General features: G+C 63.5%; 21 protein-coding genes and 1 tRNA gene. 13 read left to right on the forward strand and 9 right to left on the reverse strand.

Annotation, left to right across the window (positions count from 1 at the left end):
- Positions 1 to 60 precede the first annotated feature (60 nt).
- Complete coding sequence (locus AC1RQ5_RS04115) at positions 61 to 651, reverse strand: SCO family protein (protein ID WP_493197178.1); 591 nt, start codon at positions 649 to 651, stop codon at positions 61 to 63.
- A gap of 16 nt (positions 652 to 667) precedes the next feature.
- Positions 668 to 850, reverse strand: a complete 183-nt coding sequence (locus tag AC1RQ5_RS04120) for a hypothetical protein (protein ID WP_493197179.1) — start codon at positions 848 to 850, stop codon at positions 668 to 670.
- A gap of 158 nt (positions 851 to 1,008) precedes the next feature.
- On the opposite strand from AC1RQ5_RS04120, the gene AC1RQ5_RS04125 reads away from it, so the two are divergent.
- Together AC1RQ5_RS04125 and AC1RQ5_RS04130 are read left to right on the forward strand one after the other, a co-directional pair.
- Positions 1,009 to 1,236: a hypothetical protein gene (locus AC1RQ5_RS04125; protein ID WP_493197180.1), complete on the forward strand. Its 228-nt coding sequence runs from the start codon at positions 1,009 to 1,011 to the stop codon at positions 1,234 to 1,236.
- Positions 1,233 to 1,520, forward strand: a complete 288-nt coding sequence (locus tag AC1RQ5_RS04130; protein WP_493197181.1) for a type II toxin-antitoxin system RelE/ParE family toxin — start codon at positions 1,233 to 1,235, stop codon at positions 1,518 to 1,520. The genes AC1RQ5_RS04125 and AC1RQ5_RS04130 overlap by 4 nt, the downstream gene beginning before the upstream one ends.
- Here AC1RQ5_RS04130 and AC1RQ5_RS04135 read toward each other — a convergent pair whose 3' ends face one another.
- Complete coding sequence (locus tag AC1RQ5_RS04135) at positions 1,521 to 1,976, reverse strand: Clp protease/crotonase-like domain-containing protein (RefSeq protein ID WP_398481755.1); 456 nt, start codon at positions 1,974 to 1,976, stop codon at positions 1,521 to 1,523.
- A gap of 247 nt (positions 1,977 to 2,223) precedes the next feature.
- On the opposite strand from AC1RQ5_RS04135, the gene AC1RQ5_RS04140 reads away from it, so the two are divergent.
- Complete coding sequence (locus tag AC1RQ5_RS04140; RefSeq protein WP_493197182.1) at positions 2,224 to 3,882, forward strand: FAD-binding dehydrogenase; 1,659 nt, start codon at positions 2,224 to 2,226, stop codon at positions 3,880 to 3,882.
- A gap of 125 nt (positions 3,883 to 4,007) precedes the next feature.
- Here AC1RQ5_RS04140 and AC1RQ5_RS04145 read toward each other — a convergent pair whose 3' ends face one another.
- Positions 4,008 to 4,910 carry an AraC family transcriptional regulator gene (locus AC1RQ5_RS04145; protein ID WP_493197183.1) on the reverse strand — a complete coding sequence of 301 codons (903 nt, stop codon included), beginning with the start codon at positions 4,908 to 4,910 and terminating at the stop codon, positions 4,008 to 4,010.
- 167 nt (positions 4,911 to 5,077) lie between these two features.
- On the opposite strand from AC1RQ5_RS04145, the gene AC1RQ5_RS04150 reads away from it, so the two are divergent.
- The 6 genes from AC1RQ5_RS04150 to AC1RQ5_RS04175 all read left to right on the forward strand — a co-directional run bounded on the left by AC1RQ5_RS04150 (position 5,078) and on the right by AC1RQ5_RS04175 (position 11,118).
- Complete coding sequence (locus AC1RQ5_RS04150) at positions 5,078 to 6,313, forward strand: amino acid ABC transporter substrate-binding protein (RefSeq protein ID WP_493197184.1); 1,236 nt, start codon at positions 5,078 to 5,080, stop codon at positions 6,311 to 6,313.
- A gap of 66 nt (positions 6,314 to 6,379) precedes the next feature.
- Positions 6,380 to 7,249 (forward strand): branched-chain amino acid ABC transporter permease, encoded by an 870-nt coding sequence (locus AC1RQ5_RS04155; RefSeq protein WP_398481764.1) that lies wholly within the window; start codon positions 6,380 to 6,382, stop codon positions 7,247 to 7,249.
- Positions 7,246 to 8,190, forward strand: coding sequence for a branched-chain amino acid ABC transporter permease (locus AC1RQ5_RS04160; protein ID WP_493197185.1), 945 nt, complete (start codon positions 7,246 to 7,248; stop codon positions 8,188 to 8,190). Before AC1RQ5_RS04155 ends, AC1RQ5_RS04160 begins: the two co-directional genes overlap by 4 nt.
- The gene (locus tag AC1RQ5_RS04165) at positions 8,187 to 8,921 is read left to right on the forward strand and encodes an ABC transporter ATP-binding protein (RefSeq protein WP_493197186.1); all 735 of its coding nucleotides are present in this window, start codon (positions 8,187 to 8,189) and stop codon (positions 8,919 to 8,921) included. Before AC1RQ5_RS04160 ends, AC1RQ5_RS04165 begins: the two co-directional genes overlap by 4 nt.
- A complete protein-coding gene (locus tag AC1RQ5_RS04170) occupies positions 8,914 to 9,627 on the forward strand; it encodes an ABC transporter ATP-binding protein (RefSeq protein WP_493197187.1) in 714 nt (237 codons plus the stop codon). The genes AC1RQ5_RS04165 and AC1RQ5_RS04170 overlap by 8 nt, the downstream gene beginning before the upstream one ends.
- A gap of 39 nt (positions 9,628 to 9,666) precedes the next feature.
- A complete protein-coding gene (locus AC1RQ5_RS04175) occupies positions 9,667 to 11,118 on the forward strand; it encodes an aldehyde dehydrogenase (RefSeq protein ID WP_493197188.1) in 1,452 nt (483 codons plus the stop codon).
- A 200-nt stretch (positions 11,119 to 11,318) separates the two neighbouring features.
- Here AC1RQ5_RS04175 and AC1RQ5_RS04180 read toward each other — a convergent pair.
- A tRNA-Gly gene (locus AC1RQ5_RS04180) sits at positions 11,319 to 11,392 on the reverse strand.
- 234 nt (positions 11,393 to 11,626) lie between these two features.
- Between AC1RQ5_RS04180 and AC1RQ5_RS04185 the strand changes: the two genes are divergently transcribed.
- Positions 11,627 to 12,202 (forward strand): methylated-DNA--[protein]-cysteine S-methyltransferase, encoded by a 576-nt coding sequence (locus AC1RQ5_RS04185; RefSeq protein ID WP_493197189.1) that lies wholly within the window; start codon positions 11,627 to 11,629, stop codon positions 12,200 to 12,202.
- A gap of 6 nt (positions 12,203 to 12,208) precedes the next feature.
- On the opposite strand, the gene AC1RQ5_RS04190 is transcribed toward AC1RQ5_RS04185, so the two are convergent.
- Both AC1RQ5_RS04190 and AC1RQ5_RS04195 read right to left on the reverse strand, forming a co-directional pair.
- Complete coding sequence (locus tag AC1RQ5_RS04190; RefSeq protein WP_493197190.1) at positions 12,209 to 13,654, reverse strand: MATE family efflux transporter; 1,446 nt, start codon at positions 13,652 to 13,654, stop codon at positions 12,209 to 12,211.
- 123 nt (positions 13,655 to 13,777) lie between these two features.
- The gene (locus AC1RQ5_RS04195; protein ID WP_493197191.1) at positions 13,778 to 14,821 is read right to left on the reverse strand and encodes a hypothetical protein; all 1,044 of its coding nucleotides are present in this window, start codon (positions 14,819 to 14,821) and stop codon (positions 13,778 to 13,780) included.
- Positions 14,822 to 14,952: 131 nt separating this feature from the next.
- On the opposite strand from AC1RQ5_RS04195, the gene AC1RQ5_RS04200 reads away from it, so the two are divergent.
- Positions 14,953 to 16,290, forward strand: coding sequence for a PQQ-dependent sugar dehydrogenase (locus tag AC1RQ5_RS04200; RefSeq protein WP_493197192.1), 1,338 nt, complete (start codon positions 14,953 to 14,955; stop codon positions 16,288 to 16,290).
- Positions 16,291 to 16,390: 100 nt separating this feature from the next.
- Here the strand turns inward: AC1RQ5_RS04200 and garD are convergent, their stop codons facing one another.
- A complete protein-coding gene (gene garD / locus AC1RQ5_RS04205; protein ID WP_493197193.1) occupies positions 16,391 to 17,938 on the reverse strand; it encodes a galactarate dehydratase in 1,548 nt (515 codons plus the stop codon).
- 290 nt (positions 17,939 to 18,228) lie between these two features.
- On the opposite strand from garD, the gene AC1RQ5_RS04210 reads away from it, so the two are divergent.
- On the forward strand, positions 18,229 to 18,891 hold the full coding sequence (locus AC1RQ5_RS04210; RefSeq protein WP_493197194.1) for an outer membrane protein: 663 nt from the start codon (positions 18,229 to 18,231) through the stop codon (positions 18,889 to 18,891).
- A 182-nt stretch (positions 18,892 to 19,073) separates the two neighbouring features.
- Positions 19,074 to 19,703: a Uma2 family endonuclease gene (locus AC1RQ5_RS04215; RefSeq protein ID WP_493197195.1), complete on the forward strand. Its 630-nt coding sequence runs from the start codon at positions 19,074 to 19,076 to the stop codon at positions 19,701 to 19,703.
- On the opposite strand, the gene AC1RQ5_RS04220 is transcribed toward AC1RQ5_RS04215, so the two are convergent.
- A complete protein-coding gene (locus AC1RQ5_RS04220; RefSeq protein WP_493197196.1) occupies positions 19,700 to 20,806 on the reverse strand; it encodes a 2'-deoxycytidine 5'-triphosphate deaminase in 1,107 nt (368 codons plus the stop codon). The genes AC1RQ5_RS04215 and AC1RQ5_RS04220 overlap by 4 nt on opposite strands.
- Between the last annotated feature and the right edge of the window lie 73 nt (positions 20,807 to 20,879).

Here is a 20,879-nt window from a genome sequence, read left to right on the forward strand (position 1 = left end):
TCACCTCTAGCGCTGGTGGTGATGGGTATCGCTACGCTCAACCCATCCTACTTCTTCGCCTCACAAATAGCGCTTCAGATCCTTCGCCGCGTCTTCCGGCGTGCGCTTCAGATTGAAGGGGGCGACGAAATTGCCGTCCTTGTCCATCAGATAGATCAGCGCGGTGTGATCCATCGTGTAGTCGCCGTCCTTGGTCGGCACCTTCTTGGCATAGACGCGATAGCCGGTGATCACCTTTGCCACTTCCTCGGGCGTGCCGGTCAGGCCCTTCAGATGCGGATCGAAGGAGGACAGATAGTCCTTCATGATCGGCGCCGTGTCGCGCTCGGGATCGACGGACACGAAATAGGTGTTGAGCTTGTCGGCATCCGGGCCGAGTGCGCGCAGCACCTCCGACATCTCGAACAGCGATGTCGGGCAGATATCCGGACAATGGGTGAAGCCGAAGAAGATCAGCGATGGCTTGCCCTTGAGATTCTGCTCGGTGACCTTGCTGCCGGATTGATCGGTGAGCTGGAACGGGCCGCCGATCGCCGCCGGCGCCGCGACACCCTTGAAGCCGCCGGAGAGCCACAGCACGAGCAAGAGCCCTGCGGCGAGGCTGCCGGCGAAGGCCGCGATGACGACCAGCGGACGGGTGGAGCTACTCATGTCATGGTTCCTGAAATCACATGCAGGCGGCGATGCCGGACTTTACCATCTCGAAAAAGACGGCGGTGCCGTAATAGGCCCACAGACCGATGGCTGCGACCACGAGCAGGCCGGCAAAGGCAGCCGCCGCGCCGACGATCAGCCTTGCCGCGCGCGAAGGCTGCGGGGCCACATGATCAGGGGCGGATGCCGGCTGCATTGACGAACCTCAATTGGCAGGCGTCCCGTGAGGGTGTCTGCATTCAGGTTCCAGATAGGCCGAGTTGCCGGCGCGGGCAAGCGTCGGCAGGGTCGCAGCGATCAAGTGATGGAGAGCGATGCGCTTTCAAAAGGCGCGCAAACTGATAGTCTGTCGCCATGACGGCTTTACTCGACCAGGCGATTGCATCGGTGCGGGACCTTCCTGACGACGCGCAGGATGAAGTTGCACGTATGTTGCTGGATCTGGTGGCCGAAGATCAAGCCGTTATCGAGCTCACAGCCGAAGAGGCGGCCTCATTTGAGGAGTCGTTGGCTCAGGCCGAGCGAGGCGAATTTGCCTCTGACGAAGCGGTCCGTGCGATCTGGGCCAAGCACGGTCTATGAAGCTTCGCTATACAACTCGCGCGACGGCGGAGTTGGATGAGATTTTGGCCTTTATCGATCGCGAATCTCCAAAGGGCGCAAGCCGCGTCAAGGCGCGCCTGCTGGAGGTAATCGATCGTCTGGTTCAATATCCCGAAAGTGGACGATTGACGAGACAGAGTCGCCTACGGCGTGCCGTTGTCTACCCGTATCCATATCTGGTTTATTACAAGGCGTCGGCCGCCGAAATCGTCATTCACGGCATCCGCCACAGCGCACGCCGGCCTCGTCTACCGCGGTCGTGATCACCGCATCGCTGCGCGGGCGTCCATGTAGCAAGGCTTGTACATGCTCGCGAGCTGCGGGCCGCGGAGGAACACCATCTGCGGCTTGAGGCCGCCGCGCTTGGCGATCCAGCGGCGGATATTGCCGGGATACATCGAATACAGCATGCGCGTGGCTTCGCGATTGGTGACGGCACGGCCATTCGCGCCCGGATCCCAGGCGGCATGGAAGCCGAGCGTGGCATTCGGCGTTACGCAGATGCGGTCATGCGGGACGGCGCCGAGCACGATGGTGCAGGCCGAGGCACAGAGGCCGTCGATGACGACGGTTTCGCCGGAGGAGCGCAGGCCCTGATACTTGTCGACATAGGTTCCGATGCGGCCGCCGCGATCATCGGCGATGCGCACCACGGCATGGCTCGCGCCGACACCTGCCACCAACAGAACCGCCGCCAGCAAACCGGTCACGAACTTCATGCTCTGCCCCAAAACGATGATGCCGAATCTGTCTGTCCTGGTGATGCAGGACCATGTCAGCGTGTTGGCGAAACGCGTTTTTGTCTAGCGGGACCTCGCGCATCCGCGACGATTCAAAACGAGTGTTGCGCGCGGGATGCAGTGCGGGAAAGTGCGGAACAACGGAATGCCAATTCTGCATTTGCCGTTGACCAAAGTTCCCGCAACACCTTCAATCTCTCTTAACAAAATGATGGGGAGAGAAACGATGGCCGACGATGTCACTGACGTCATCGTGGTGGGCGCGGGCCTTGCGGGCCTCGTGGCTGCAACGGAAATTGCAGATGCCGGCAAGCGCGTCATCGTGGTCGATCAGGAAGGCGAACAGAATCTCGGCGGCCAGGCGTTCTGGTCGTTCGGTGGTTTGTTCTTCATCGATTCGCCGGAGCAACGCAGGCTCGGAATCAAGGACAGTTTTGAACTCGCGCATCAGGACTGGATGGGCTCGGCGGGGTTTGATCGCGAAGAAGATCACTGGCCGAAGCGATGGGCCGAGGCCTATCTCGCTTTCGCGGCCGGCGAGAAGCGCGATTGGCTGCGCGCGATGGGCCATCGCGTGTTTCCCATCGTCGGCTGGGCGGAGCGCGGCGGCTATGACGCCATGGGCCACGGCAATTCGGTGCCGCGCTTTCACATCACATGGGGCACCGGGCCGGGCATCGTCGAACCATTCGAGCGCCGCGCACGCGAGGCAGTCGCAAAAGGGTTGCTGACATTCAGGTTCCGGCATCGCGTCGATGCGCTGAGCATGACCAACGGAACCGTTGATGGCGTCAGCGGCGCGATCCTCGAGCCTGCGAATAACGAGCGCGGCGAGAGTTCGCCGCGCCGATCGATCGGCGAATTCTCGCTGCGCGCGCAGGCGGTGATCGTCGCCTCCGGCGGCATCGGCGGCAATCATGATCTGGTCCGGCAGAACTGGCCGGAACGTCTCGGCAAGCCACCGCAGCGGATGATCTCCGGCGTGCCCGCCCATGTGGATGGCCGCATGATCGGCATCACGGAAGCCGCCGGCGCGCGGCTGATCAATCGCGACCGCATGTGGCACTATGTGGAGGGGATCGAGAACTGGAATCCGATCTGGCCCAAGCACGGCATCCGTATTTTGCCGGGCCCGTCGTCCATGTGGTTCGATGCGACGGGCGAGCGGCTGCCGGCGCCGTTGTTTCCGGGCTCCGATACGCTCGGGCAGCTGCAATATATCCAGTCCACCGGTTACGATTATTCCTGGTTCATCCTGACGCAGGCGATCATCAAGAAGGAATTTGCGCTGTCGGGGTCGGAGCAGAATCCGGATCTCACCGGCAAGAGCTGGCTGCAGACCGCGCGCCGCGCCACCAACAAGGGCGCACCGGCGCCGGTGGAAGCGTTCAAGGAGCACGGCGCGGATTTTGTCGTGCGCGACAATCTCGGCGATCTCGTTACGGCGATGAATGAGCTGGTCGGCAATGACCTGCTGAAGCTCGATCGCATCAAGGCGCAGATCGAGGCACGCGACCGCGCCATCGCCAATCCGTTCGTGAAGGATGCGCAGGTGATGAACCTGCACAATGCGCGGAAATATATCGGCGACAAGCTGATCCGAACGGCGAAGCCGCACCGTATTCTGGATGCGGAGAAGAGGCCGTTGATCGCCGTGCGACTGAACATCCTGACGCGAAAGACGCTGGGCGGATTCGAGACGGATCTCGATGCCCGCGTATTCGGCGATGGTCACCAGATCATCCCCGGCCTCTATGCCGTCGGCGAAGCCGCCGGCTTCGGCGGCGGCGGCATGCATGGCTATCGCTCGCTGGAGGGGACGTTTCTGGGCGGGTGTCTGTTTTCGGGGAGAACGGCAGGGCGCGCGGCGGCGAAAGCGGTTTAGCAAAAAGCCGTCCGGGCGTTACGCCGGACGGCTTTTCGACGCGACTGCCGGTTCCCCAAGACGTCCGGTTCCGTCGCACGTCCAAATGCTGGGCCCGCATGGTTAAGCGCGGGTTAACGATTGCATTACGGCCAGGCGGCGTAGGACGGCCCCTGCCGTCCCGGATTCTGTCTGGCACGCCGCCGATATGTCCCCGGCGATTCATTCTGATACTTGCGGAAGAAGCGGTTGAAATAGCCGGGGTCGTGGAAGCCGAGGCCATAGGCGATCTGCTCGACGGGGAGATCGAGCTGGCGCAGCCGCGTGCAGGCTTCCTGGATCAGGCGCTGATGCACCACGGCGCGCGGGCTGATGCCGCGCTCGCGCTTGCAATGGGCGTGCAGCCGGTCGTCGGTGACACCCAGAGCCGCGGCATAGCGGGCGATCGGCCAGCCGTCGCGATAGTGCAGTTCGACCATCTGCAGGAAATTGCCGACCAGCCGCGGGCCATCGCCGCGGCGGGAGATGTCGTCCACCGGCTCTTCGGCGATCAGCGCGCGCCACAGATGCAGGCAGAGCAGCAGCAGATGCGCGGACAGCAGCGTGGCGCTGCCGCGGCCCGGCGTCGCCAGTTCACCGGCCAGCATGGCGCAGGAGGCTGACATGGCCGCAAATCCCTGCGAGGCCTTGGCGTCCTCCAGGAGCACCAGCCGATCGACCGTGCGGCGCAGATGCAGCGCCTCGGCAGAGCCGGCGATGGTTTGCGTCAGGAGATCATCGGTGACGGTGAGCAGATAGCCCTGCGCGCCGGCCTCGACCTGCAGCGTGCCGTCATAGCCGCAGGGCAGCCAGAGCAGCGCGGGTGCGCCAAACTCAATCACGGAATCCCGCATGGTGGCGGTGCCGCGGCGGCTTTCCATTACCAGCAGATGGGCGTGCCGGTGTTGCGTCTGGCGGAGCGACCAGATGCGCGGCGCGAGTCCGGAAGTGAAGCGTTCGACATGCAGCGCGGAGGATTTTCCGGCGAGGTCGATCGCATCCGCAAACATTGGGCTCACCTCGTGATGGGACAATCCGTCGCGCGGATACAATCGCATCACACGGCTGGGTGCAATATTTCCCCGGATGCGTCCAATTCACGCGCCCCAGTGCTCAACTAGTGTTCCCCGCATCGAGCGCTGCAAAGGCGCCGTCACAACTCACAGGGGAGGACGACATGGGTTCAGCAACCAAACAGCGTGCAGTGACATGGGCCGCGGGTCTGGCCATGATGGCGGGCGCGACGCTCGGCTGGAGCGTTCAGGCGCAGGCGCAGAGCTCGGTCAAGATCGGCTATGCGATCTCGCGCACGGGCCCGGCTGCCGGTGGTGCCGCGGTGACGTCGATCCCGAATTACGAACTCTGGGTCAAGGAAGTGAATGCGGCCGGCGGCCTCAAGCTCGGCGACAAGCGCGTGCCTATCGAGGTCGTGCAATATGACGACCGCTCGAGCGCCGAGGAAGCGGCCAAGGCGCTGGAGCGCCTGATCAACCAGGACAAGGTGGATTTCATCCTGCCGCCCTGGGGCACCGGCCTCAATCTCGCGGTCGGGCCGATCCTCAACAAGGCCGGCTATCCGCATCTCGCTTCCACCGCCGTCACCGACCGCGCGCCCGAACTGGCGAAGCGCTGGCCCAACAGTTTCTGGCTGCTCGGCACCAGCGCCGATGCCTCGAAGACGCTGGTCGAACTGCTGGTGAAGCTGCGCGGCGAAGGCAAGATCGGCGACACCGTGGCCATGGTGAGCATCGCCGACGGCTTCGGCATCGATCTCTCGGCCGCAGCGCGTCCGGCGCTGGCAGCGGCAAAGTTCAAGCTCGCTTACGACAAGACCTATCCGGTCGGCACGCAGGATCTCGGCCCCATCGTCAATGAGGTGAAGGCGCTCAATCCCGACACCTTCATCGCCTTCAGCTATCCGCCGGACACGATCGCCATCACCGAACAGGCGCGCATCTCGGGCTTCAATCCGAAGGTTTACTACACTGGCGTCGGCACGGCGTTTCCGCTGTTCAAGGGGAAATTCGGCGCCAATGCTGAGGGCGTGATGGGCATCGGCGGCTGGAGCGGCGACAGCCCGGCCATCAAGGACTATCTCGCCCGCCACAAGGCCTCGGCTGCAAACGGCGCCGAGCCGGATCGCTGGGCGAGCGCCGTCACCTTTGCGAGCCTGCAGATGCTGCAGCAGGCCATCGAGCGGGTCGGCAAGGTCGATCGCGCGGCGGTCATCAAGGACCTGCAGACCGGCAGCTTCGATACGGTGATCGGCAAGGTGAAGTTCGAGAACAACATGCCGACCAATTACTGGTGGGTCGGCCAGTGGCAGGGCGGCGAGTTCTACGGGGTCGCGCCATCGGGCAATGCCGGTGCGCGTCAGCCGGTCCTGCCGAAGCCGGCCTGGACCACGCAGTAATCGCGACAGGCTTTATCGGCGCATGATCTTGACTGAGATCATGCGCCAGCAATCCGGAATGATGGAATGACGAACGCGGTGCTCACCGGCCTCGTGCTGGGCGGAATGTATGCGCTCATCGCCATGGGGCTGACGCTCCAATATGGCGTGGCGCGGATCATGAATCTCGCTTATGGCGAATTCCTGATCGGTTCGGCCTTTGCCTCCTATTTTCTGTTCACGGCATGGGCGGTGAATCCGCTGGTCGGCCTGATCCTCATCGTGCCCGTCAGCTTTGTCGTCAGCTTCCTGCTCTACAAGATCTTCCTGACGCCGCTGGTGCGTCGTGCCCGCACGCGCGATGCGCTGGAGGTCGACAGCATTCTCGCCACCTTCGGCCTGATGTTCATCGTGCAGGGCATTCTGCTCACGCTATTCGGCGGCGCCTATTTCAGCTACTCGTTCCTAGCAATTCCGGTGACCGTGGTCGGCGAAGTGCTGGCGATGAATCGCCTGGTGGCCTTTGCCCTCGCCGTCGTGCTCGGCACCGTGCTGTATCTGCTGCTGACGCGCACGCGCATCGGCACATCCATCCGCGCTGTCGCCGTCGATCCCGCGTCCGCGCCGCTGGTGGCGATCAATGTGCCGCAATTGTCGGCCCTGGCCTTTGCCGCGGGTGGTGCGCTGGTCGCGTCTGCCGGCGTGCTGATCAGCATGTTCCTCACCTTCAGCGCCACATCGGGCGTGGTCTTCACCATGAAGGCGCTGATCGTCGTGGTCATGGGCGGCATCGGCAATCTGATGGGGTGCCTTGTCGCCGGCGTGCTGCTCGGCCTCAGCGAGGCGCTGGTCGCCACCTATATCGATCCCGGCCTCACCATCGCCGTCAATTTCGCGCTGTTTCTCGCTGTCCTGCTCGTGCGCCCCGCCGGCATTTTCGGAAGGGTCGGCCGATGAGTGCGTCACAGATTTTGATCGGCGCCATTGGCATCGCAGCCATTGCCGGCCTCGCCATCCTGCCGTCCCTCGTCGATGCCTATCATCTCGCGCTCGGCATCACGCTGCTGCAGTTCACCATCCTTGCCACCGCATGGGGCCTGTTCTCCGGCCCCACGCGTTATGTCTCGCTGGCGACGACAGCCTTCTTCGGTGTCGGCGCTTACACGGTGGCCGTGCTCGGCGAGCAATTGCCGTGGCCGCTGGTGCTTGCGGTGGCCGCGGCGATCGGTGCGGTCACCTCCGCGATCGTCGGCCTCTCGACCTTGCGCCTCAGCGGCGTGCATTTTGTCATTTTCACCTTCGGCCTGGCCGAACTGGTGAAGCAGCTCGTGGTCTGGTTCGAGGTCAACAAGAGCCGCGTGCTCGGCCGCTATATCTTCCTCGATATCACCCAGCAGGACATCTACTGGCAGCTGCTGGCACTGGCGGTGATCGTGTTTGCGACCGGCTGGCTGATCGCGCGATCGCGGCTTGGGTTCGCGCTGCGCATCATCGGCGAGGATGAAACGGTAGCCCGGCATTGCGGCATCAACGTCACCTTCGCCAAGGTCGCGCTATTCGTCATCTCGGCGGTGTTCATGACCCTGGTCGGCGCGATCATGGCGCCGCGCTGGACCTATATCGAGCCATCCATCGCCTTCAATGCGACGATCTCGTTCGAAGTGGTGATCATGGCGCTGCTCGGCGGCGCGCATCGCTTCTGGGGACCGGCGCTGGGTGCAATCCCGCTGACGCTGCTGTTCGAATTTCTTTCCGCACGGTTTCCCAGCACATCGACGCTGATCATGGGCGTGGTGTTCCTGCTCATCGTTTATGCGCTGCCCTCCGGCGTGGTCGGTCTGATCGAGAAGATCAGGCAATTCCGTCGCAGCCCCGTGACGCAAGGGAGTGGCGCATGATGTCGTCGAGCACACCCATCCTCAAGGTCGAGGGCCTGACCCGCCGTTTCGGCGGTCTCGTCGCCGTCAATGACATGGGCTTCACCGTCCATGCCGGCGAAATCGTCGGCCTGCTCGGGCCGAACGGATCGGGCAAGACCACCGCGATCAACCTGATCTCCGGCGTGCTGCGGCCCGATGCCGGCAGCATCATGCTCGGCGACACCGACATCGCGGGATGGCCGACATTCAGGATTGCACGGCTGGGCGTCGCGCGGACGTTCCAGCTGGTGCGCGTGCTCGATGGCATGACCTGCGGCGACAATGTGCGGGCAGGGCTGGCGTTCAATCATCGCGGGCGTGACGGCGATGTGTCCGTCGAAAATTTGCTCGCACGCGTCGGCCTGGCCGATCACAGCATGCGTCCGGCGGCGGAGCTCACTTACATCGACCGCAAGCGGCTCGAACTGGCACGCGCGCTGGCGTTGCGGCCGCGCGTGCTGCTGCTGGATGAATGGCTCGCCGGCCTCAATCCGTCCGAACTGCAGATCGGCATCGCGCTGATCCGCTCGCTGAAGGACGAGGGGTTGTCCCTCCTGATGGTGGAGCATGTGATGGATGCGATCCGCTCGCTGTGCAGCCGCTGCGTGGTGATGAGCAGCGGGCGCCGCATCGCAGATGGACCGACCGACGCCGTGCTGCGCGATCCCGCCGTGATCGAAGCCTATCTGGGAGCGCCCGAAGATGCTTGAGGTCTCCGGCATCAATGTCAGTTTCGGGCAGCATCGCGCGCTCAGCGATGCGGCGTTGAACGTGAAGCGTGGCGAGCTTGTCGTCATTCTCGGCGCCAATGGTGCCGGCAAATCGTCGCTGCTGAAAGCGATTGCGGGCCTCATCAAATGCGGACCGGAAAAACGGGTGAAGCTGGATGGGCAGGATCTGTCGGCGCTTCCCGCGCATCTGATCGTCGATAGTGGTCTGGCGCTGGTGCCCGAAGGGCGTGGCGTGTTCGGCGAACTGACGGTCGCTGAAAACTTGCTGATGGGGGCCAATCCGAAACGGGCGCGCGCCATCGAGGCGCAGCAACGCGACAAGGTGCTGACGCTGTTTCCGCGCCTCGGCGAGCGCCTGAAGCAGACGGTGCGCACCATGAGCGGCGGCGAGCAGCAGATGGTCGCCATCGGCCGCGCGTTGATGTCCAATCCGGAGCTGCTGCTGCTCGACGAGCCGTCGCTCGGCCTGTCGCCGCTGCTGGTGAAGGAGCTGTTCGCTGCGATCGGCAGCATCCGCGAGACCGGAATGGGAGTGCTGATGGTCGAGCAGAATGCGCGCGAAAGCCTGCGCATCGCCGATCGCGGCTATGTCATCGCAAACGGCCGGGTCACCGGCAGCGGGTCTGCTTCCGACCTGCAATCCGACGATTCCGTACGCCGCGCCTATCTCGGCGGCGTCACCTAGAGCGCCGTCTTTCATCACCAATCAACCGAGGAGATCGCCATGAACATCATCAACCTCCTGATCGAGAACGAAGACGCGCAAGCCAGCGGCGGCGCGACATTCGACCGCCTCAATCCGATTACGGGTGACGTCGCCTCGCGCGGGGCCGCAGCCACGATCGCCGATGCGAAGCGCGCCGCCGATGCCGCGGCAGCAGCTTTCCCGGCATGGTCGGCAACAGGTCCTGCAGCGCGGCGGACCATCCTGCTGAAGGCCGCCGATATCCTCGCCAGCCGGGCGCCTGAATTCATCGCCTTGATGGCCGCCGAGACCGGTGCGACTGCGGGTTGGGCTGGATTCAACGTGCATCTCGCCTCAGGCATGTTGCGCGAGGCTGCCGCGATGACGACGCAGATTTCCGGCGAAGTCATTCCGTCCGACAAGCCCGGCTGTATTTCGATGGCGGTGCGCCAACCGGCCGGTGTCGTGCTCAGCATCGCCCCGTGGAACGCGCCGGTTATTCTCGGCGTCCGCGCCGTGGCGTTGCCGCTGGCCTGCGGCAATACGGTGATCCTGAAGGCATCCGAGATCTGCCCAGGCACGCATCGCCTGATCGGCGAATGCCTGCGCGAGGCGGGCCTGCCGCCGGGCGTCATGAACGTGATCACCAATGCGCCGGAAGATGCGCCGGCATTGATCGAGGCATTGATCGCGCATCCGGCCGTGCGGCGGATCAACTTCACAGGCTCCACGCGCGTCGGCCGCCTGATCGCGCAGACGGCGGCGACGCATCTCAAGCCCGTGCTGCTCGAACTCGGCGGCAAGGCGCCGCTGGTCGTGCTGGAGGATGCCGATCTCGATGCGGCGGTGGCTGCTTCGGCATTCGGTGCTTTCATGAATCAGGGGCAGATCTGCATGTCCACCGAGCGTCTCGTGGTCGATCGCAACGTGGCGGATACGTTCGTCGCCAAGCTCGCGGTGAAGGCGGAGCAGCTCGTCGCCGGCGATCCGCGCCAGGGCAATGCGCCGCTGGGCTCCCTGATCGACGCCAGCGCGGCCGATCGCATGCAGGAGCTGATCAAGGACGCCGTCGGCAAGGGCGCGCGTGTGGTGGCCGGCGGGCGCGTCGAAGGCACGCTGATGTCGGCCACGGTGCTCGATCACGTCACCTCGTCGATGCGGATCTATGGCGAGGAATCGTTTGGTCCAATCGTCAGCGTGGTGCGGGTGGATGGCGTGGACGAGGCCGTGCGGGTCGCCAATGACACCGAATATGGCCTGTCGGCCTCGGTGTTCGGGCGCGACATCGCCCGTGCGCTGACGGTGGCGAAACGCATCGAATCCGGCATCTGCCACGTCAACGGCGCGACGGTGCATGACGAGGCGCAGATGCCGTTCGGCGGCACCAAGGCATCCGGCTATGGCCGTTTCGGCGGCAAGGCCGGGATCGCGGAATTCACGGAACTGCGCTGGATCACCATCGAGACGGGTCCGCAGGCTTATCCGATCTGAGGGGGCTATCGCACCTGGATGGGGAGAGTGCTCGGCCTGCATGGTTCGAGACGCCCGCTTCGCGGGCTCCTCACCATGAGGGTTTCCTATGGCGCTATCGCTCCTCCTCATCCTGAGGAGCGCGCGCAGCGAGCGTCTCGAAGGATGGCCGCGAGCTGCTTCGGCAATGATCTGCGATAGCTCTGGATCTGATGGGGGATTGGAGCGGGCGAAGGGAATCGAACCCTCGTATGCAGCTTGGGAAGCTGCCGTTCTACCATTGAACTACGCCCGCATGCCCCCTGCTCTAGCCGAGGATCGGTGATCCGCCAAGGGGGCTGGCTCCGCGGCCGTAGGATGGGTTGAGCGGAGCGAAAGCCCATCAGTCGTGCTTTGCGGCTGGCTCCGCCGATGGGTTGTCGCGCCGGCCTTCGGCCGCCGCTCAACCCATCCTACAGAGACGGGAGTATCCCCGCACCTGCAATTTCCGGTTGGCGAAAGCTGTTTGCCTGCTAACATCCGACTCGGGATGGCTGGGCAGGGATATACGATCTTCGATACGGCGGTCGGCAGATGCGGCATCGCATGGAGCCAGGCCGGGATCGTTGGCGTCCAGTTGCCGGAGGTGCGCGAGCTGGAGACGCGGCGGCGGTTGCTGCAGCAATATCCCGAGGCGCGTGAATGGCGGCCGCCGGAAGATGTGCAGATGGCCATCGACGGCATCGTGGCGCTGCTGAACGGCAAACCCGCCGATCTCTCCGATATCCCGCTCGACACCTATGACATTCCGGAATTCAACTGCCGGGTCTATGAGGCGATCCGCCGGATTCCGCGCGGCGAAACCCGCAGCTATGCGGAGATCGCGATCCACCTTTACGTCAGCGGTGCGATCAATGCCGTGGCCAATGCGGTGGCGCGCAATCCGTTCGCGATCATCGTGCCGTGCCATCGCGCGATCACGGCGCCCGGGCAGACATCCGGCTTTGCCGGCAATGCGGGGATCGTCACCAAATCGCGGCTGCTCTCGATCGAGGGCGCGCGCTCGGGACCGGCCACCAATCTGTTCGATGCGCTGCTCTCGGCGTCCTCACCACGCGCGCAGTGAAGGCTCTCAGGACAGTGCGGGACGGACCTCGGGCACCGGCCCGGATTTCGGCCCCCAGGGCGTCAGCAGCACGCTGAGCGCTGACAGCGTGCCGAGCAGCACCATGGATGCCGCAGCGAGCCAGAAGAAGCTGGTGGCCGGCGCATCGATGGACAGCAGATACCAGCCGCCGGCGCAGACGAAGCCGAGCCGGACTGTCTGCGCCAGCACGGGACCCAGCACTTTGGCAGCGCCCTGCGACGAGAAGTAGCTCACCGTGGCGAGGCCGAGAAAGGCATACATGGGCGCGCAGGTGGCGAGATAGGTCCGGCTGGCCATGCGCACGTCGGGATCGCTGGTGAACAGATTGACCCAGACATGGGGGAAGATCGCGACCAGCGTGCCGAGCAGGCCGACGATCACGAACGCCAGGGCGCAGCCGGTCCAGGCGATGCGGCGTGCGCGGTCGATGCGGCCGGCGCCGATGGCCATACCGACGGCCGGCACCGATGCAATGCCGACGGCGAAGGCGAGCGTGGTCAGCATGAATTCGAGCCGCGCGCCGATGCCATAGCCGGCCAGCACTTCGGTGCCGTAATGCGCCAGCATATGGGTGAAGATCAGCAGGGTGAGCACGCCCTGCAGCGGGTTGAAGCAGGCGATGGCGCCGACTTTCAAGATGTCGAAGAACATGCCGCGCTGAATGCGAAAGCCTTTGACCTTCGGACGCACCCGCGCGCGGCCGGAAAATACGTACCAGCCCATCACGCCGGTGCCGAGGGAGAACGCCGTCAGTGTGCCCGCTGCGACGCCGGCCATGCCGAATTGCGGGATGGGACCGAGGCCGAGGCCGAGCGTGCCACCGAGCACGATCTGCAGTCCCGCGGCGCTCGTCTGCATGGCGGAGGGCATCTTCATATTGCCGGTGCCGCGCAGGATGGCGGCAAAGGTGTTCATCAGCCACGGGATGACGCCGCCGGAAAAGAAGATGGTGATATAGGCCAGCGCCTGGCTCAGCACGTTGCCGCGGCCGCCGAGCAGCTGCAGCAGCGTGGCGCCGAAAGTGAGCATGCCCACCGTGAAAGTGAGGCCGAAGCAGATGGCGATCAGCAGCGCATGCCCCGCCAGCGTATCGGCGCGCTCGCGGTCACCGGCGCCGAGCGCCCGCGCGATGGCCGAGGACACGCCGCCGCCCATGGCGCCGCCTGACATGGTCATGGTGAGCATGACGAAGGGAAACACCAGCGCCATGGCTGCCAGCGCCTCGGTGCCGAGGCGGCCGATATAGGTGGTCTCGAAAATGACGACGATGGTGCCGGCGGAGAGCGCCACGACATTGGGCCAGGCGAGACGCAGCAAGGTCGGCAGCACGGCGTGGTCGAGCAGCGGGTTTTTGGCCGGGGCATTCAGCTCGGGAAGCGGCGCTTTGTCGCCATCCACCAATGGGCGTTCGGCGAACACGACCTCGGACATGCAGTCTCCCTGATCGTCCGGTCTTGAGTGCCGGACACCAGCCTTCCTAGCACCGTTCGCGGCCCAAGCCATACGCGCCGACTGCATGGGGGCTGGGCGATTTGCACTGCAGTATGAGGGTGTCTAGCCGATGGTCCAGGTGAACCGGTGCGCACCGTTCCGCTCTGCGGTCATGGTGATGGGAATGTTGCGCCCGCAGCCGGCGGCGAGGCCTTCGATCATGCCGCGCAGGAGATCGGCACAGGCGGGATGGGCGTCGGTGACACCGTCCATCAGTCGCCATGTTGTCTGCCGGATGGCGACAACACCGGCGGATTTATCCATGGTGAATTCGTCATCCTGTGCCGCGAGCAAGGCCGTAAAGACATCCGCAAAGGTCGTGGCATCGCCGCGGGTCATGCCGAAGCTTGCGGCGACCTCGTCGTAATATTGCATGCCGATCAGCTTGCCGGTGAGGCGCAGCAGATAGCCGGCATCATTGGGCCCGAACAGTTGCACGGCGACGGGTGCAGCGGTGCGCACATATTCCATCGCATAGTTGCGATAGGCCTTTTCAAGCCGCGGCTTTGGCCAGCTATCGACGGGCAGTGCCGGTGCCTTGGCGGGGTCGAAGGCCGGCGCTTCGAGGTGACGCGCGAAGACGAGGCGCTGATCGAGCTCCAGGTCGTGGTCGTATTCGCAGTAATAGCCCTCAAGTCCATCCTGGCCATCGACGCTCTGCTTGGTGCAGACGAAGCCGAGCCGGAGATTGCCGAGGGCTGCGCCATTATTGGCGTGCCAGCCGCGCAGCATGGCGCGGGAAACCTCGCCGGGAATGCCGCAGATCGCGGTGCCGCGCCAGATCCAGCGCGGCGGCGGGTAGCGAATCCAGGCCTTGCGATCGGTCTCGTACATATATTCGACCGAGACGCCGCCGATCCAGTTGGAGAGATAGTGATATTGCGCGGCGGCGACCGCGGGTGGCAGATGCGACAGGCCGAGCTTGTCGAGGCCGGCGATAAAACGCTCCTGCTGCTGGCGGCGGAAGATGCGAAACACGAATTCGGCCGCATCGGGCGTGCCGCGGCGTGTGACGGTGGTCAGGATCAGGCCGGTAAAGGTGGCGTGATAGAGATCGGCAACGCTGCGCCAGCGTGTCCATGTGGCGTCGTCACGCGCTGTGGTCATCGCTTCCGTCCCCCATGATTGTTGGCGCCGACCATAGCTGCGACCACGCGTCGCTTCACATGAAATTCATGCAGGGCGATCGAACGCTTCTGCATCGCGCGCATTGAGTTCCGTCACCACAAGGAAATTCCATGCGCCAAAAATTCCTGCTCTCCACCGCTGTTCTCATCGTGGCGCTGCCGCTTGCTGGATGTAACGAGAAATCGACAATCGCTGCGGGCGACGATTTCGGGCCGACGCCGAAGCTGGTCGAGCCGAACAAGACGCTGATCCCGACGATCAACATGTCGAAGGCCGTGGGCTGGCCGCAGGGCGTCAAGCCCAAAGCGGCCGAGGGCATGGTCGTGAATGCTTTCGCGACGGGGCTCGACCATCCGCGCACCGTCTATGTGCTGCCCAATGGCGACGTGCTGGTGGCGGAGAGCAATGCGCCGCCCAACGAGGCCGCATCGTTCAGCATCAAGGGCTGGGTGCAGGGTCTTGTGATGAAGCGTGCCGGCGCCAAGACGCCATCGGCCAATCGCGTCACGCTGTTGCGCGATGCCGACGGTGACGGCGTGGCGGAAACCAAGACGGTGTTTCTCGAGAACCTGGCGTCGCCGTTCGGCATGGTGCTGGTGGGCGACGAGTTCTTCGTCGCCAATGCCGATGCCGTCGTGAAATTCCCCTACAAGACCGGCGACACCAAGATCACTGCAGCCGCGACCAAGGTTGCGGACTTGCCGGGCGGCCCGCGCAACCATCACTGGACCAAGGACCTCACCGCCAGCGCCGATGGCAGCAAGCTCTATGCGACGGTGGGCTCCAACAGCAATGTCGCCGAGAACGGCCTCGATGAGGAGAAAGATCGCGCGGCCGTGCTGGAGATCGATCGCGCCACCGGCGCCAAGCGGCTGTTTGCATCCGGCCTGCGCAACCCCAATGGCCCGGCCTGGCAGCCGCAGAGTGGCGCACTATGGGTGGTCGTCAACGAGCGCGACGAGATCGGCAGCGATCTCGTGCCGGACTACATGACGTCGGTGCAGGATGGCGGGTTCTACGGTTGGCCGTACAGTTACTACGGTCAGAATGTCGATGCCCGCGTGCAGCCGCCGCGGCCGGATCTCGTGGCGAAAGCCATCAAGCCGGATTACGCGCTCGGCGCGCATACCGCCTCGCTTGGCCTCGACTTCAATACGGGTGATCTGTTTCCGGCCAACATGAAGAACGGCGCGTTCATCGGTCAGCACGGATCGTGGAATCGCCAGCCGCAGAGTGGCTACAAAGTGATCTTCGTGCCGTTCACCGATGGCAAGCCATCGGGCAAGCCGCAGGATGTGCTGACGGGCTTCCTCAGCGAGAAGGGTGAAGCGCAAGGGCGTCCGGTGGGCGTGCGCTTCGACAAGAAGGGTGCACTGCTGGTGGCTGACGATGTCGGCAATGTCATCTGGCGGGTGACGCCGGCCGGCGACAAGGCGGCATCGTTATAAGGCTCGCCGTAGGGCGGATGAGCGCAGCGTCATCCGCCGGCCGAGGTCAAAGTTGAAACTCTGCGGCGGATTACGGCTTCGCCTCATCCGCCCTACGATCTCACGTCACCGGTGCCGGATTGAACAGCACGAGATCGTTGTGCAGTCCCCATTTGTCCGCCCACACCTGCTTGCGGCCGCTGGCGACGTCGAGGATGAGCTGGAACAGCTCCCAGCCTGCTTCCTCGATGGTCATCTCGCCTGACGCAATGCGGCCGGCATCGAAGTCGATCAGGTCGGACCAGCGCTTTGCGAGCTCGGTGCGCGTTGAGACCTTGATCACCGGCGCCTGTGCAAGGCCGTAAGGCGTGCCGCGGCCGGTGGTGAAGATCTGCATCTGCATGCCGGCAGCGAGCTGCAGCGTGCCGCAAATGAAATCGCTGGCTGGTGTGGCCGCGAATAGCAGGCCCTTTGTTGTCGCGCGTTCACCCGGGCCGATCACGCCTGTGATCGCTGACGAGCCGGACTTCACGATGGAGCCGAGTGACTTCTCGACAATATTGGCGAGGCCGCCCTTCTTGTTGCCGGGCGTCGTATTGGCGCTGCGATCGGCGCCGCCGCGGGCGAGATAGGCATCATACCAATCCATTTCGCGCACCAGCGCGCGGCCGACATCCACCGTCGCTGCGCGGCGTGTCAGCAATTCGATGGCATCACGCACTTCGGTGACTTCGGAGAACATCACGGTGGCGCCGGCGCGCACCAGCAGATCGCTGGCAAAGCCGAGCGCGGGATTGGCCGTGACACCGGAAAATGCATCGCTGCCGCCGCATTGCAGGCCGATCACGAGCTCAGAGGCCGGCACCGTCTCGCGCTTGCGCGCATTCAGGATCTTGAGGCGCGCTTCGGCCATGGTGACGATGGTGTCCACCATGTCGCCAAAGCTCTGATTGCCTTCGTCCTGCAGCCGCATCATGCTGGCTGGGTCGTTGGTCGGCAGCAGGCGTTCCGGTGCGAGTTTCTCGCAGCCGAGACCGACCACCATCACCTCGCCACCGAAATTCGGATTGCGTGCGATATTCTGCAGCGTGCGGATCGGGATGTAGGCGTCGGGCGCATTGATGGCGACGCCGCAACCATAGCCGTGGGTGACGGCGACGACGTCATCGACATTGGGATAGCGCGGCAGCAGTTCGCTTTTGATCTTCTTGATCGCGAAATCGAGCGTGCCGGCGACGCATTGCACTGAGGTGCTGATGGCGAGAATGTTTTTCACGCCGACCGAGCCGTCGGGATTGCGAAAACCTTCGAATGTGTAGCCGGTCAGCGGCTCCTGCGGTGCGGGCGTTGCCGTCGCGATATCGAGTCGATCGAGTTCCGGCGCGTCGGGCATATGGATGCGCGCTTCCTCCACCCAATCGCCGGCAGCGATCGTGTCGAGCGCGTAGCCGATGATTTCACCATAGCGAATGATCGGCTGATCCTGCGGGATTTCAACGAGTGCGAGCTTGTGTCCCTGCGGCACGAATTGGCGCAGCGTGATGCCGATATCAGCGAGCAGGGTTCCCGCAGGCAGTCCGAAATCATTTACCACGATCGCGACATTGTCGCGGGCATTCAGCTTGATCGTGCGTGGCGCGTATGTGTCGGCTGCCGTCGTGGTGGCCATCGCGTGGTTCGTCCCTTGCCCTGTGCACCCGGCATCATCCCGAGCGCTTGTAAAAGCACTAACACATCTTTTACGAATGCGAGAAAGGTTCCGCTTCAGCATGAATCTCTCGCAGATGTGAACGCGCAGACACGCATCGTCGATGGAATGCGGCGAGCCTGTGTCCGAAGCACGACGTCGCTGAAAATCCTGCCACTTTCGTTTCGCGCCGTGTTGCACGGCTGTGACAGCAATCTCTGCGCAATCGTCTAGGTTCGCCGCAATCCAGTTTGGGATTGAGAGGATTATCTATGAAGAAGTTTCTGCTTTCGACCGCAGCCGTTGCCATGGTCGCGTTGGCTGCTCCCGCGTCTGCAGCCGATCTGGCAGCTCGTCCGTACACCAAGGCTCCGGCTTACGCAGCTCCGGCTACGCCGATCTATAACTGGACCGGCTTCTACATCGGTGGTCACATCGGTGGTGGCTTCCCGGGCGAAGACAATGTGCTCGCTGGCAGCCGTGACGGCACGTTCCTCGGCGGTGTCCAGGGCGGTTACGACATGCAGTTCGCACCGAACTGGGTGCTCGGTCTGGAAGCCAATTACAGCTTCCTCTCGACCAACAGCAACATCGACAATCGTGGCCTCGGCTCGGTGACCGGCCGTCTCGGCTACACCTGGGGTCCGACCCTGCTGTACGCCAAGGGCGGTTACGCCTGGGCTGACACCCGCTTCTCGAACGGCTTCGGTGGCGACGGTGGTCGCGACGGTTACACCGTCGGTGGCGGTCTCGAATACCTGTTCACCCAGAACTGGTCGGGCAAGCTCGAATATCAGTACTACGATTTCGGCACCGTCAACTTCATCGCTCCAGTGGGCGGCCCCGGCAGCTTCAAGAACGACCAGCACTCGATCAAGGCTGGCCTGAACTACCGTTTCAACCTCGGCAATCTGGGCGGCGGTTTCGTTCAGTAAGTTTGCGACCAGCGACGCCGGTTAAGACTGGCGTCGCGACCCCTGAACTATCGACTTGGACTCCAGAAAACCTGGCCCGCATTTTCCATGCGGGCCTTTTTTCGTCGAGCGGTGGCGAGCGGAACCCGGCTTTCGCAGGCGCTATGTTTGTAGTACCGTGCAGCCAGCGAAGGGAATTGGTGATGGGTATTGCCGTCATGCAAGGCCGGACCGGCCGGCAGATGTCTGCGGAGGAATTCCGTGACTTCCAGAAGCATCGCCCCGATCATGAGCGCTGGGAACTACTGGCCGGCGTACCCGTCATGATGACGCCGCCGAAACTCGTTCATAATCGGATTGCAGACAATCTTAGTCGGTTGCTGAACAATAGCTTTGACCGGCAAGGTCTGCCGCTCATGGCAACCCAGCGATCTGGCTTTAAAGCCTTTGTCCTTGACGGCAAGGTCTACGAGCCAGAGCCCGATGTAGCCGTCATCGATGCGGAGTTCGAGCTTGAGCAGCGCTATTTCGATGCGGCTTATTTACTGGCCGAGATCGTGTCGTCTTCGGATCAGATCGGTATCCCCGGTACCGGGCGCGAATGGATCGATGTTAAATGCGAACTCTATCGCTCGCATCCGCCTTGCGTCGCTTTGCTCATCGTCACGCAGGATCACATAGCGGTCCAATTCGAGCTACGCACAGGCGAAGGCTGGACCTCGACCGTGCTGACCGAGGCGGATGCTGAAATCGAAATTCAGGACCTCAAATTCCGTTGCCGCGTTGCCGATTTATATGCAGGCACGCCGCTGAATCCGCGGCGACGTCCTTAAACCTTGAAATGCTTCGACAGCTTCAGGTTCTGGCCCTGATAGTTCGAACCGATGCGCTGGCCGTAGAGTGAGTCTGGGCGATCCAGCATGCGTTCATAGACGAGGCGGCCGACGATCTGGCCGTGTTCGAGGATGAACGGCACTTCGCGCGAGCGCACTTCCAGGACCGCGCGCGAGCCCTTGCCGCCGGCGCCGTCATGGCCGAAGCCGGGATCGAAAAAGCCGGCATAGTGCACGCGGAATTCGCCGACCAATGGATCGAACGGGACCATCTCGGCTGCGTAATCCGGGGGAACCTGCACGGCTTCCTTGGAGGCGAGAATGTAGAATTCGCCGGGATCGAGGATGAGCGTGCGGTCGGCGCGCGCATGGATCGGCTCCCAGAAATCCTCGATGGCGTAGCCGCCACGACGATCGACATCGACGACACCGGTGTGGCGCTTGGCGCGATAACCGACAAAGCCGGACGCATTTTCACCGGACAGATCGACAGAGACGGCGAGGCCGCCCTTGAGATCGGCATCGTCGATATCGACCAAAGGCTCCGACGCATGCAGTTCCTCGAGGGCTTCGGTGTCGAGCACGGCATCGCCGACGCGGAAACGCACCTGCGACAGCCGCGAGCCCTCGCGCAGCAGCACCGGGAAGGTCTTGGGGCTGATCTCGGCATAGAGCGGGCCGTGATAGCCCGCACCGATCACATCGAAGCGACGGGTGCCATCGGCAATCACACGCGTGAAGACATCGAGGCGGCCGGTAGAGCTCTTCGGGTTCGCCGCAGCAAAGATATGCGGCGGCAGCGCCAGGCTTTCCAGCAGCGGTACGATGTAGACGCAGTTGGTCTCCAGCACCGCGCCTTCGGAGAGATCGATCTCATGCAGCTTCAATTCATCGATGCGTTCCGCGACGGTGACATTCGGCCCAGGCAGGAAGCTGGCGCGGACGCGGTAGGCGATGGGACCGAGACGCAAATCGAGGCTGGCCGGCTGGATCTGGCTTTCGACGAAATCATATTCGGGCAGGATCAGGCCGGCCTCGGCCATCGCCTCGATCATGCTGTCGGGCAGAATTCCATCGGCATCGGGGGCGAGGGTGAACGTCACGGGTTAAGGTCCTTCGATCGTCTTGCAGGGGCAATCCCCTGAAAAACCGTAACTTTACCGGCTATCTCAAGCG

The sequence above is a fragment of the Tardiphaga sp. GW821-FHT12E02 genome, assembly GCF_058807155.1.

Coding starts and splice junctions, on each gene's coding strand:
- AC1RQ5_RS04115 (WP_493197178.1), bottom strand. CDS start 651: ATGAGTAGCTCCACCCGTCCGCTGGTCGTCATCGCGGCCTTCGCCGGC.
- AC1RQ5_RS04120 (WP_493197179.1), bottom strand. CDS start 850: ATGCAGCCGGCATCCGCCCCTGATCATGTGGCCCCGCAGCCTTCGCGC.
- AC1RQ5_RS04125 (WP_493197180.1), top strand. CDS start 1,009: ATGACGGCTTTACTCGACCAGGCGATTGCATCGGTGCGGGACCTTCCT.
- AC1RQ5_RS04130 (WP_493197181.1), top strand. CDS start 1,233: ATGAAGCTTCGCTATACAACTCGCGCGACGGCGGAGTTGGATGAGATT.
- AC1RQ5_RS04135 (WP_398481755.1), bottom strand. CDS start 1,976: ATGAAGTTCGTGACCGGTTTGCTGGCGGCGGTTCTGTTGGTGGCAGGT.
- AC1RQ5_RS04140 (WP_493197182.1), top strand. CDS start 2,224: ATGGCCGACGATGTCACTGACGTCATCGTGGTGGGCGCGGGCCTTGCG.
- AC1RQ5_RS04145 (WP_493197183.1), bottom strand. CDS start 4,910: ATGTTTGCGGATGCGATCGACCTCGCCGGAAAATCCTCCGCGCTGCAT.
- AC1RQ5_RS04150 (WP_493197184.1), top strand. CDS start 5,078: ATGGGTTCAGCAACCAAACAGCGTGCAGTGACATGGGCCGCGGGTCTG.
- AC1RQ5_RS04155 (WP_398481764.1), top strand. CDS start 6,380: ATGACGAACGCGGTGCTCACCGGCCTCGTGCTGGGCGGAATGTATGCG.
- AC1RQ5_RS04160 (WP_493197185.1), top strand. CDS start 7,246: ATGAGTGCGTCACAGATTTTGATCGGCGCCATTGGCATCGCAGCCATT.
- AC1RQ5_RS04165 (WP_493197186.1), top strand. CDS start 8,187: ATGATGTCGTCGAGCACACCCATCCTCAAGGTCGAGGGCCTGACCCGC.
- AC1RQ5_RS04170 (WP_493197187.1), top strand. CDS start 8,914: ATGCTTGAGGTCTCCGGCATCAATGTCAGTTTCGGGCAGCATCGCGCG.
- AC1RQ5_RS04175 (WP_493197188.1), top strand. CDS start 9,667: ATGAACATCATCAACCTCCTGATCGAGAACGAAGACGCGCAAGCCAGC.
- AC1RQ5_RS04185 (WP_493197189.1), top strand. CDS start 11,627: ATGGCTGGGCAGGGATATACGATCTTCGATACGGCGGTCGGCAGATGC.
- AC1RQ5_RS04190 (WP_493197190.1), bottom strand. CDS start 13,654: ATGTCCGAGGTCGTGTTCGCCGAACGCCCATTGGTGGATGGCGACAAA.
- AC1RQ5_RS04195 (WP_493197191.1), bottom strand. CDS start 14,821: ATGACCACAGCGCGTGACGACGCCACATGGACACGCTGGCGCAGCGTT.
- AC1RQ5_RS04200 (WP_493197192.1), top strand. CDS start 14,953: ATGCGCCAAAAATTCCTGCTCTCCACCGCTGTTCTCATCGTGGCGCTG.
- garD (WP_493197193.1), bottom strand. CDS start 17,938: ATGGCCACCACGACGGCAGCCGACACATACGCGCCACGCACGATCAAG.
- AC1RQ5_RS04210 (WP_493197194.1), top strand. CDS start 18,229: ATGAAGAAGTTTCTGCTTTCGACCGCAGCCGTTGCCATGGTCGCGTTG.
- AC1RQ5_RS04215 (WP_493197195.1), top strand. CDS start 19,074: ATGGGTATTGCCGTCATGCAAGGCCGGACCGGCCGGCAGATGTCTGCG.